The 10,483-nt window shown below is 62.1% G+C and carries 9 protein-coding genes and 1 pseudogene; 5 read left to right on the plus strand and 5 right to left on the minus strand.

All coding sequences use genetic code 11. The features are described 5' to 3' along the window. Positions 1–106: 106 nt before the first annotated feature. The 4 genes from ABW043_RS01260 to ABW043_RS01275 form a co-directional block, all read right to left on the minus strand. Positions 107–1,747 (minus strand): ABC transporter ATP-binding protein, encoded by a 1,641-nt coding sequence (locus tag ABW043_RS01260; RefSeq protein WP_353919430.1) that lies wholly within the window; start codon positions 1,745–1,747, stop codon positions 107–109. After that, positions 1,747–2,709 (minus strand): ABC transporter permease, encoded by a 963-nt coding sequence (locus ABW043_RS01265; RefSeq protein ID WP_449396902.1) that lies wholly within the window; start codon positions 2,707–2,709, stop codon positions 1,747–1,749. Before ABW043_RS01265 ends, ABW043_RS01260 begins: the two co-directional genes overlap by 1 nt. A gap of 1 nt (position 2,710) precedes the next feature. Beyond that, complete coding sequence (locus ABW043_RS01270; RefSeq protein ID WP_353919431.1) at positions 2,711–3,691, minus strand: ABC transporter permease; 981 nt, start codon at positions 3,689–3,691, stop codon at positions 2,711–2,713. 171 nt (positions 3,692–3,862) lie between these two features. Next, a complete protein-coding gene (locus ABW043_RS01275) occupies positions 3,863–5,440 on the minus strand; it encodes an ABC transporter substrate-binding protein (protein ID WP_353919432.1) in 1,578 nt (525 codons plus the stop codon). Positions 5,441–5,906: 466 nt separating this feature from the next. Between ABW043_RS01275 and ABW043_RS01280 the strand changes: the two genes are divergently transcribed. The 3 genes from ABW043_RS01280 to ABW043_RS01290 all read left to right on the plus strand — a co-directional run bounded on the left by ABW043_RS01280 (position 5,907) and on the right by ABW043_RS01290 (position 8,051). Continuing rightward, positions 5,907–6,653 carry an SDR family NAD(P)-dependent oxidoreductase gene (locus ABW043_RS01280; RefSeq protein WP_353919433.1) on the plus strand — a complete coding sequence of 249 codons (747 nt, stop codon included), beginning with the start codon at positions 5,907–5,909 and terminating at the stop codon, positions 6,651–6,653. 80 nt (positions 6,654–6,733) lie between these two features. Further along, entirely contained in the window at positions 6,734–7,627 is an 894-nt protein-coding gene (locus ABW043_RS01285; protein ID WP_353919434.1) for an SDR family oxidoreductase, read from the plus strand. 133 nt (positions 7,628–7,760) lie between these two features. Beyond that, positions 7,761–8,051 (plus strand): hypothetical protein, encoded by a 291-nt coding sequence (locus ABW043_RS01290; protein WP_353919435.1) that lies wholly within the window; start codon positions 7,761–7,763, stop codon positions 8,049–8,051. A 67-nt stretch (positions 8,052–8,118) separates the two neighbouring features. Here the strand turns inward: ABW043_RS01290 and ABW043_RS01295 are convergent, their stop codons facing one another. Beyond that, positions 8,119–8,667, minus strand: a complete 549-nt coding sequence (locus ABW043_RS01295; RefSeq protein WP_353919436.1) for an ATP-dependent Clp protease proteolytic subunit — start codon at positions 8,665–8,667, stop codon at positions 8,119–8,121. Positions 8,668–8,952: 285 nt separating this feature from the next. Here ABW043_RS01295 and ABW043_RS22875 point away from each other — a divergent pair. After that, positions 8,953–9,981, plus strand: a pseudogene (locus tag ABW043_RS22875) (PAS domain-containing protein); the annotation flags it as partial. 45 nt (positions 9,982–10,026) lie between these two features. Continuing rightward, on the plus strand, positions 10,027–10,483 hold a 457-nt coding region (locus ABW043_RS22880), incomplete at its 3' end, for a PAS domain-containing protein (RefSeq protein WP_502908577.1).

Here is a 10,483-nt window from a genome sequence, read left to right on the forward strand (position 1 = left end):
GAGCGAGGTGCCGGCGACGCCGTCGCGCACCAGCACCGTTATTGTGCAATCGATGATGTGCCTGCGTCGCTGTGCTTCGAGGGACTTCATCTCATGCACGCCTCGCTCAGGCGACTTTGGAGATGTCTGGAACAGCGTCCAGAAGCATTCTCGTATACTCGGCCTGCGGACTGTCGAAGATCGCGTCGGTTGGCCCGCGCTCCACAAGAACGCCATTGTGCAGCACGCCGACAGAGGTCGACATCTGGCGCACGACGGCGAGGTTGTGGCTGATGAGGAGATAGGTGAGCCCGAATTCGGACTGCAATTCGCTCATCAGGTCCAGCACCTGCGCCTGCACCGAGACGTCGAGGGCCGAGGTCGGTTCGTCGCAGACGATGAACTCGGGCTGGCTCGAGAGAGCACGGGCAATGGCGATGCGCTGGCGCTGGCCACCGGAGAATTCATGCGGGAATTTTCGCATGACGGAGGGATCGAGACGTACCTTGTTGAGCAATTCGGCGACGCGATGCTCGACTTCGGTCTTGTTGCGCGCGAGCCCGAGGGTGCGCATGGGCTCGGCGATGATGTCCTTGACCCGCCAGCGCGGATTGAGGCTGGCATAGGGGTCCTGGAAAATCATCTGCACGCGCTTGCGGCGTTCCTGATGGCCGGCGCCGCCGGCCCAGATGTCGTGGCCATCGACGGTGATGTGCCCCGAGGATGGACGCACGAGCCCTACGATCATTTTCGCGCAGGTCGACTTGCCCGAGCCGCTCTCGCCCACGAGACCAAAAGTCTGACCCTTGGGGATCGAGAAGCTGACGTCGCTGACGGCCCGGAACATTTCTACCTTCCCGGGGAGGAGTTTGGTGAAGCTGCCGCGGCCGAGTTCGAAATCGCGGACGAGGCTTTTCACCTGCACATAGGCGCTGTCGTCATTGGCCGGCGTGGCCGTGGCGATCTGGCCCTCCTTGCGCTCGATCGTCGGGATCGAGTCGATGAGTTTTACGGTATAGGGCTCGCGCGGACGGCGGATGATGTCGCCCACCGTGCCGGTTTCGACCACCTTGCCGTGATGCATCACCACCAGCCGGTCGGCCGTCTGGGCGATGACGCCCATATCGTGGGTGATGAGCATGACGGCCGCGCCGTGATTGGTGCAGAGCTTTTTCAGCACCTTGATGATCTGGGCCTGCACCGAGACGTCGAGGGCCGAGGTCGGCTCGTCGGCAATGATCAGTTCGGGTCCGGCGGCGATAGCGAGCGCGATCACCACGCGCTGCCGCATGCCGCCCGAGAACTGATGCGGATAGGAGTCGATGCGCTCGGCGGCCTTGGGAATGCCGGCCTCGGTGAGGAGGTCCACGGCCTTCTGCCGTGCTTCGGTTTCATTGAGCGGCAGGTGGGCGCGGATGGTTTCGACGAGCTGCCGGCCAACTGTGTAGAGCGGATTGAGGCTCGTCAGCGGGTCCTGGAACACCATGCCGATGCGCTTGCCGCGCAGCTTGGCTTTTTCGGGCTCGCTCAGATTATCGATGCGCTCGCCCTTGAGGTGGATCTCGCCGCTCGATATGCGGCCGGGCCGCTCGATGAGGCCGATGACGGCTGACCCCGTCATCGACTTGCCGGCGCCGGATTCCCCGACCACGCCGACGACTTCGCCGGGCATGATGTCGAAGGAGACACCGTTCACCGCGCGGAAAACCTCGTCATGGAACGGGAAGTCGACGACGAGATTTCTTATTGAAAGGACAGGTGTGGTCATCAGCGCAACTTCGGATTGAGGGCGTCGCGCAGCCAGTCACCCAGGAGGTTGACCGAGAGCGCCAGCAGCACCAGCGTGATGGCGGGGAAGAGCAGGATCCACCACTCTCCGGAGAAGAGGAACTGCTGTCCGATACGGATCAGCGTTCCCAATGAGGGCTGGGTCGGGGGCACGCCGACGCCGAGATAGCTCAGCGTTGCTTCTTCGATGATGGCGAGCGCGAGGCCAATGGTGCCGATGACGAGCACTGGCCCGACGACATTGGGCAGCACATGGCGGAGGAGGATGATGAACGGATTGACGCCCAGAATGCGCGCCGCCGCCACATAATCCTTCTGCCGCTCGACCATGGTCGCGCCGCGCACCGTGCGGGCGAACTGCGCCCAATTGGCAAGGCCGATGGCGATGATGAGCACCCAGATGGCTGCGCCTTCCTGCTGGTTGGGCGGAATGATGCCGCGGGCAACGCCAAAGATCAGAAGAGCGATGAGGATGGCGGGGAACGAGAGCTGCACGTCGGCTACGCGCATGATGACCGCGTCCCAAAGGCCGCCGACATAGCCGGCGACGAGGCCGAGGCCGACGCCCATGACCATGGCAAAGAGCGTTGCCATGGCGCCGACGAAGAGCGAAACGCGCGAGCCATACATGATGGTCGAAAGCACGTCGCGGCCCTGGCTATCGGTGCCGAGCGCGAAGTAGCGCCCGCCCATCGAATTGGAATTGGGCGGCGTGAAACCGTCCATGAGATTGAGGGTTGCCGGGTTGAACGGATTGTAGGGCGCCAGGAGCGGGGCAAAGACCGCCATGAAGATCAGGAGGAATGCGACGATGGAGGCGACCACCGTCACCGGCGAGCGGCGATAGGACCAAACGATGTCCGAGCGCCAAAAGCTCTTCCAGCGCGAGGTCTTTGCAGCGGGAACCGGCTGCTCGGGGGACTGGGGCAGATCGGTCACGATGCTACCTCCCGGATTTGGCGCCGTCGCGCAGGCGCGGATCGACGATGAAATAGAGGATGTCGACGATGAGGTTGATGATCACAAAAACCAGTGCGACGAAGACGAGGTAGGCGGCCATGACAGGCACGTCGACCGCGGCAACCGAATTGACGAAGAGCGAACCGACGCCCGGCCACTGGAACACCGTCTCGGTGATGATGGCGAAGGCGATGACGGAGCCGAGTTGCAGGCCGGTAATGGTGATCACCGGCACCATGGTGTTTTTCAGCGCGTGGCCGAAATTGATGGCGCGCGAGCTGAGACCGCGGGCCCTGGCGAAACGGATATAGTCGGTGCGGAGCACCTCCATCATTTCCGCGCGCACAAGGCGCATGATCAGCGTCAACTGGAAGAGCGAGAGGGTGATCGCCGGCAGGATGAGCGAACGGAGGCCCGATTGGGTAAGGAGACCCGTGCGCCACCAACCGATCTGGATGACCTCGCCACGGCCGAAGGACGGCAGCCATTTTAGTTCGACGGCGAAAATGTAGATCAGTCCGATGCCGATGAGGAAGGTCGGTAGCGACACGCCGATCAGCGACAGGGTCATGATAACCCCGGTCGAAAAGGCGCGTTGCTTGAGGGCGGTATAGACGCCGAGGAAGACGCCGAGGACCAGCGCGATGATCGAGGAGGCGACGGCCAACTCGATGGTGGCCGGCAGGCGTTCGAGGATCAACTGGCTGACGGGCTGCTGCAGGCGATAGGACACGCCGAACTGGCCCTGCAGGGCGTTGACCACGAAATGGTAGAACTGGACGTAGAAGGGCTGGTTGAGCCCGAGGCGTTCGCGCGCCTCTTCATAGTCGGCCATGGTCGCATCCTGGCTGAGCAGGTTTGCCAGGGGATCACCGACATAGCGGAAGACAAGGAAGGCAATAAACGCCACGACAAGCATGACGATGACGGACTGAAGCAGCCGTCGGGCGATAAAGGCGAGCATGGGCGCCCCTTACAGCGTGTCTCCTGAAAGTGGTTCCGGTTTCAGGACAAGGACACGCGCCAGAAAAAGGCTAAAGCGCAACCGGCCGATCCCTTGGGATCGGAACGCGCTTCAGGCGGCGGACCGCCGCGAGAGGGTAAACTCCACGCGGCGGCCCGATATTTCAGCGCTTTACTCGAAGGTGACCGTGGTCATGTTCGGCTGGTTTTCCGGCTGAACCGGCAGCGTCACACCCGAGCGCATTGCATAGGCCAGCACCTGGTTGTGCACCGGCAGCAGCACGCGGTCGGCCTTCACGGTGGCCCAGATGTCGGCAACGGTCGCATCGCGGGCCGCCTGGTCGCTCTCGGTGCCGAGCGAGATGATCTTCTCGTCGAGTTCGGGATTGACGTAGAGGCCGACATTATAGGTGCCGTGCGTGTCGGTCTTGGTGTGCACCAGATCGTTGAACACATAGGCGCTGTCGAAGGTCGGAACGCCCCAGCCGAGGAGATAGAAGTCGCTCTCGTTGGCAAGGATGATCGGGGAATGTTCGGCAACCGGGCGCGAGGCCAGGGTCACCTGGATGCCGATCTGGCCGAGCATGCCGACATAGGCGGTCGAGATCGCTTCGTCATTGACATAGCGGTTGTTCGGCGTGTCGAGCGTGACGGTGAAGCCATCGGCATAGCCGGCTTCAGCCATCAGTTCCTTGGCGCGTTCGACGTTCGGCGCCGGATAGGCGTCGAGCTCTTCGGTCCAGCCAGCCACGAACGGCGGGTTGGGGATACCGGTCGGGATCGACTGGCCGCGCATCACGACCTGCTTGATGGCGTCGCGATCAAGCACCAGTTCCATGGCTTCGCGCACGAGCGGGCTGTTGAACGGGTTGCTATCGGTGATGTTGGACGACTTCAGCGGCTCTTCGCCGAACTTGTAGCCGAAATAGATGAAGCGGTTTTCCGGGCCGGTTTCGACCTTGAAGCCTTCGGTCGAGGAAAGACGCTCGATGTCCTGCGGCGGCACGTCCTGGACGATGTCGACTTCGCCCGAGAGCAGGGCCGAGATGCGGGTCTGCGCATCGGCGATGGTCAGGTATTCGACGCCGGTCACAGCCGGAGCGTCGCCCCACCATTCCGGGTTGGACGCGAGCACGGTCTTCACGTCGACTTCACGCGACACGAGCGTGTATGGGCCGGTGCCGTTGGTGTTGAGGACGGAATAGTTGCTGGCGCCGCTGGCAAAATCCTGCACGACGGCGAGATCGTTCTCGTCGGCCCAGGTCTTGTCCATGATGAAGGTGTTGGTGAGGTTGTTCGGGTAGATGAGCGAAGGGCCGGCCATCTGGAACTCGACGGTATAGTCGTCGACCGCAGTCACGCCTTCCACCACGGAATGGAGCTGCTTCATGTTCGAGAATTCGCTCTTGGCGCGCTCGATCGAGTAGACCACGTCTTCGGCGGTGAAGTCGGCGCCGTTGTGGAATTTGACGCCTTCGCGCAACTTGAACACCCAGACGGTGTCGTCGCCTTCCTTGAGGGCCCATTCGGTAGCGAGGCGCGGCGTCAGGGTGCCGGCATTGTCGCGGCCGACCAGCGTTTCATAGATGTGGTGGGCCAGCGTGTGCGTGTTGCCCTGGTTCTGCGAATGCGGGTCCAGCGTGAGCGCATCCGATGAGCGGGCCCAGCGGATGGTCTCGGCATTGGCCACACCGGCGAGCATGGTCGTAGCGGCAAGCGCTGCGGCAATGCGGGTCAGTGAAGTGTGCATTAGCGTTCTCTCCGTTCCTGAATAGCGCCTTCTCGAAATAGATGTTTGGAAGGCTTGAGCCACACGAAAGCCCAATTTCATCAGGAGCGCAATTGCACAAACCCCGGCGCAATAGTCACAACAGCACCACAAAGCTGTTATAAACACTGAGCCGAACGCATTTTACGAAATCAGTTCGGCAATCTATTGTCAGAATTACTCAAGAATACATGACGTGCGAATTCGCACGTCATGTATACGGATGGAAGATGGGATTTCTTCCATCCACCCGGAAAAATTCCCGCGAGCGCCGAAGTTCTCGCCTGGCGCGGAGCATGCTCCGAGCTGCTCTTTCTCCTGATATCCCGCTGTTGCCTCTGGCTTTTCGCTGGCGCTTGCCGCTACCTTTGCAGCGCCAAGGCAACGACCTCCGGCACTAGCCCGCCCCAAGAGACCCATGAGGGTTCGGCGGTTAAGGAGAGAGCAGATGAATCAGATCGACCTCAATGGCCAGGTGGCCGTCATCACTGGCGGCGCGCAGGGCCTGGGCTTTGCCATGGCAAAGCGTATCCTCGATTCCGGCGCGAAAGTCAGCCTTTGGGACCGCGATGCGGAAACGCTGGCAAAGGCAGTCGACGCGCTGGGCGCAGGGGCGTCGAGCCAGGTGGTCGATATCGTCGATCTCGATGGGCTCACTGAAGCCCATGCGCGGGTCGAGGCCGAGGTTGGCGGCGTTTCGATCCTCGTCAATTCGGCAGGTGTCGCGGGCAATAATGCGAGCCTTGAACACTATGACCCCGAGGAATGGCGCCGCGTGGTCGAGATCAATCTCAACGGCACATTTTACGTCAACAAGGTCGTCATCCCGGCGATGAAGGCGCGCAACTATGGGCGCATCGTCAATATTTCCTCGGTGGCCGGCAAGGAAGGAAATCCCAACCTTTCCGCCTATTCGGCGGCCAAAGCGGGGGTCATCGGCCTGACCAAATCCCTCGGCAAGGAACTGGCCGGCTTCGACATCGCCGTTAACGCCATTACCCCCGCGACGGCCAAGACCCGCATCCTCGACACCCTGACGGACGAGTTCATCCAGTACATGCTGACCCGCATCCCGCGCGGCCGGTTTCTCGAAGTCGACGAAGCGGCGGCGATGGTCGCCTGGCTCGTCTCCAAGGAGAACAGTTTTACCACCGCCTCGGTTTTCGATCTCTCGGGGGGGCGCTGCACCTATTGATGCGCGATGAACCCGGCCCTCCGTGAGTTGAGGGAACGCCCTACCTCTTTGCCACGTTGGCGATCGAAGAGGAGTTTCAGATGGCCGACCGTTTCACCATGCAAGACCCCCGATATCAATTTCCGGCGCCGCCCTTTCCGCAACAGCCCCAGTCGCCTCCGGGCCTCGTGAGCAAGATGCGGCCGGTGCCGGACCATGGCGAGGAAAGCTATGCGGGGTTTGGCCGACTGCTTGGCCGCAAGGCGCTGATCACCGGCGGGGATTCCGGCATCGGCCGGGCGGCTGCCATTGCCTATGCCCGGGAAGGCGCCGATGTGGCGATAAACTACCTGCCAGCCGAGGAGAGCGATGCTGAAGAAGTGCTCGGCTACATCGACAAGGCCGGCACAAAAGGCGTGGCACTGCCGGGCGATGTGTCCGACGAGGCGGTGTGCAAGGCCCTGATTGAAGACGCGGTCGAGCAATTGGGTGGTCTCGACATCCTCGTCATCAACGCCGCGAGGCAACAGGCGCGAAAATCGGTCGCCGAGGTGTCGAGCGAGGACTTTGACCGCACGCTCAAGACCAACCTCTATGCCCTGCATTGGCTGGTGCAGGCGGCCGTTCCCCATCTTCCGCCGGGCGCCTCGATCATCACGACGGCGTCGATCCAGGCCTATGAGCCATCGGCACACCTGCTCGACTACGCGACCACCAAGGCCGGCATAGTTGCCTATTCCAAGGCGCTTTCCGCCCAGCTCATCGAAAAGGGCATCCGGGTAAACGTCGTCGCGCCCGGCCCCTTCTGGACCGTGCTGCAACCAAGCGGCGGGCAATTTCCGGAAAAGGTCGAGACCTTCGGCGAGGACAGCGCCTTCGGCCGGCCGGGGCAACCGGTCGAGCTCTCCCCGGTCTATGTTCTCCTCGCTTCGCAGGAAGCAAGCTTCATCACCGGGGAAGTGTTTGGCGTGACCGGGGGCAAGGGCATCGCTTGATCCGGCCTTTGCAGGCGCGATCGGCCCTCGATCACGTTTTCTGGCGTCGATCACTTCGTCGGAACACGTGACTCCCCCACCCGTTGGCTAGGAGCCGGACCTTGAGGTCCGGAGAACCGGAGGAGGATCTCCCATGCAAAACAACAACAACGACGACAAGGACTTTGACCGCAATCGTCAGGGTTCACAGGGTGGCCAGCAGTCGGGCCAGAACCAGCAAGGTCAGCAAGGCGGCCAGCAGAACCGCCAGGACAACCAGCGCGACGACGCCGGCAAGGACCAGGATCGGAACCGCCAGGGCGGAGCCGGTGGCCAGCAGTCCGGCGAAAACCAGCAGGGCCGCCAAGACAGCGACCAGGTTCGCAAGGATCAGGCCGGCGGCCAACAGAACCGTCCCGACCAGAACAATCCTGACCGCAAATAATATAGCGACTGGCGGTGGCGGCTAGACCGCCTCCGCCCAGGGAGGTCACAAATTGGAAAAAGACGATCTAGATCTGGATGATCTGCTGCCCTTCTGGCAGCGAAAATTCGCGCACCGCATCGACAAGTCCATAGTTCACTGCCTGCACGGGCGAGATGTAGATCTCGCTGTGACGTCGCGCCGCGAGTACGTCCTCGGGAATCCGGCTGCGCTCACGCAGGATATTGTCGGTGCGATCATCGTCCGCCAGCGCCGCATCCAGCGTTGACTGCAGGCGGCGCGCCGTCAGCCCCTCGGACTGGCCCATCGTGGTCGGATGGATCATGAACATGCCATGGGTGGAGCAATAGCGCTGTTGGGCGGCGAGAAAGACCGATACCGCAATGGAACTGACCGAGCCGGTATTGTAGATCACGAGCTGCAGCGGCAGCGCCCTGATGTGATTGTAGAGATAGACCCCATCGGCGACATAGCCGCCGCTTGAACTGAAGGCGAGGTGGACCAGCGAGACGCCACTGTTGACCGCTGAGTTCAATGCCCCCGCCAGCCTGCCGACACCGGCCGGCTCTATCGGACCGGTAAATCCGAAATAGGCGGTCTCATCCGTTTCATCCATTGCCGCGTCCTTTCCTCACCGAACGACTGACGCCGGAATCCGGTTCCTTTGGTTTGCGCATGGACCGATGCAACCAAATCAGGGCGAAGACGTTTAGGCGCGATGGCATAAGGGGCGACTGTGCGTAGCGATATCGATGGCTTAGCCGATATTTTTCCTGGCGAAAGCACAATGGCCCGAGCCATGCGGGCACGAGACTGGACCGACACGTCGCTCGGCGATCCCCGGAACTGGCCCGACGCTCTCAAAATACCGCTCCGCATGCTCCTGACCTCCCGCTTCGAGATGTGGCTCGGCTGGGGGCCGGATCTGCTGTTCTTTTACAACGACGCCTATATCCCGACCCTTGGCATCAAGCATCCCAACGCGCTCGGCCAACCCTTCCGGGAAGTCTGGTCGGAGGTTTACGATGACGTCGCGGATCAGGTCGCGCTGGTGAAAGCGGGGGAAGCCACCTCGAACAAGGCGCTTCTGCTGCTGCTTGAGCGCAGCGGATTTCCCGAGGAAACCTATCATAGCTTCTCCTATAGCCCGCTCTTTGAGACCAACGGGACAGTGGGTGGGCTGCTCTGTGTCGTCACCGAGGAGACGGCGCGCATCATCAGCGAGCGGCGCCTCGAAACCCTGCGGCAATTGGGAGATGCGCTTGCAACGGCCAGCGACATTTCGGGGCTTCATGCCGCGGTTCAATCGGCCTTTTCCACCAATCGCCGGGACTTTCCCTTCGTGGAAATGCGTCTTGCCGAGGAAGTTGCCGAGACTTCCCTCGCAGAGGCGGATATCGCGGGAGAGTTCATGGCTCTGGAACCGGACCGGGCCTGGCCAATGGGCGAGTGGGACCGGCCACCGATCGAGGCCATCGCCACAGCTATTGCCGTACTTGGCACCGGCAAGCCGGCCGGCGTGCTCGTTCTCGGCCTGAGCCCCTATCGGGGTCAAGATACCGACATCCTGAACATCGCCCAGCTTGCCGCCGGCCAGATCGCCGGAGCGCTCGCCAAGATCGTCGCCCTTGGCAACGAGAAGCGGCGCGCCGATCGCATCTGGAGCGTCTCGCGCGATCTGATCGTAGTTGTTGATGCCAAGGGGATCTTTCGATCCGTCAGTCCGTCCTGGACGCGCATCCTCGGCCATGAGCCACACGAGGTCATCGGGCGGCCTTTCAGCGATTTCATGCACCCCGAAGACATCGAGAACAGCCAGTCCGCCCTCGCCCGGGCCCTGGGCAATGAAGAACTGTTCAACTACGAAAATCGCTTTCTCGCGCTCGATGGGACCTACCACCGCATCGAGTGGCACACGACGCTCGAGGAAGGTCTGGTCTTTGCCTATGGTCGGGATGTCACCGAACGGCGGCAGGTGGAGCAGGCGCTGAGCGAGAGTCAGGAGCAGTTCCGCCACCTCGTCCAGGGCGTCACGGACTACGCGATCTACATGATCGACCTTGAGGGCCACGTCTCGAGCTGGAACGAGGGCGCGCGGCGGATCAAGGGCTATGAGCCCGAAGAAATCATGGGCGAGCACTTCTCGCGCTTTTATCGGGAAGAGGACCGCATCAGCGGAGAACCCGAGAAGGCCCTCGAGGCCGCACGGCGAGATGGCCGCTTCAGCGCCGAGGGCTGGCGGGTGCGCAAGAATGGAGAGCGGTTCTGGGCCCACGTCCTGATCGACGCCATCCGCTCCCCGTCCGGCGAGGTCATCGGCTACGCCAAGGTCACCCGGGATCTGACCGAACGCTTGGCGGCGCGCGAGGCGTTGCGCACCAGCGAGGAGCAGTTCCGCCTGCTGGTGCAGGGGGTGACCGACTACGCCCTCT

Origin of the sequence: Devosia sp., from assembly GCF_040509215.1 — a bacterium.
Taxonomy (GTDB): domain Bacteria; phylum Pseudomonadota; class Alphaproteobacteria; order Rhizobiales; family Devosiaceae; genus Devosia.

Bases quoted from the DNA above. Each gene is read 5' to 3' on its own strand.
- ABW043_RS01270 (WP_353919431.1), bottom strand. From the start codon at position 3,691: ATGCTCGCCTTTATCGCCCGACGGCTGCTTCAGTCCGTCATCGTCATG.
- ABW043_RS01280 (WP_353919433.1), top strand. From the start codon at position 5,907: ATGAATCAGATCGACCTCAATGGCCAGGTGGCCGTCATCACTGGCGGC.
- ABW043_RS01275 (WP_353919432.1), bottom strand. From the start codon at position 5,440: ATGCACACTTCACTGACCCGCATTGCCGCAGCGCTTGCCGCTACGACC.
- ABW043_RS01260 (WP_353919430.1), bottom strand. From the start codon at position 1,747: ATGACCACACCTGTCCTTTCAATAAGAAATCTCGTCGTCGACTTCCCG.
- ABW043_RS01285 (WP_353919434.1), top strand. From the start codon at position 6,734: ATGGCCGACCGTTTCACCATGCAAGACCCCCGATATCAATTTCCGGCG.
- ABW043_RS01295 (WP_353919436.1), bottom strand. From the start codon at position 8,667: ATGGATGAAACGGATGAGACCGCCTATTTCGGATTTACCGGTCCGATA.
- ABW043_RS01290 (WP_353919435.1), top strand. From the start codon at position 7,761: ATGCAAAACAACAACAACGACGACAAGGACTTTGACCGCAATCGTCAG.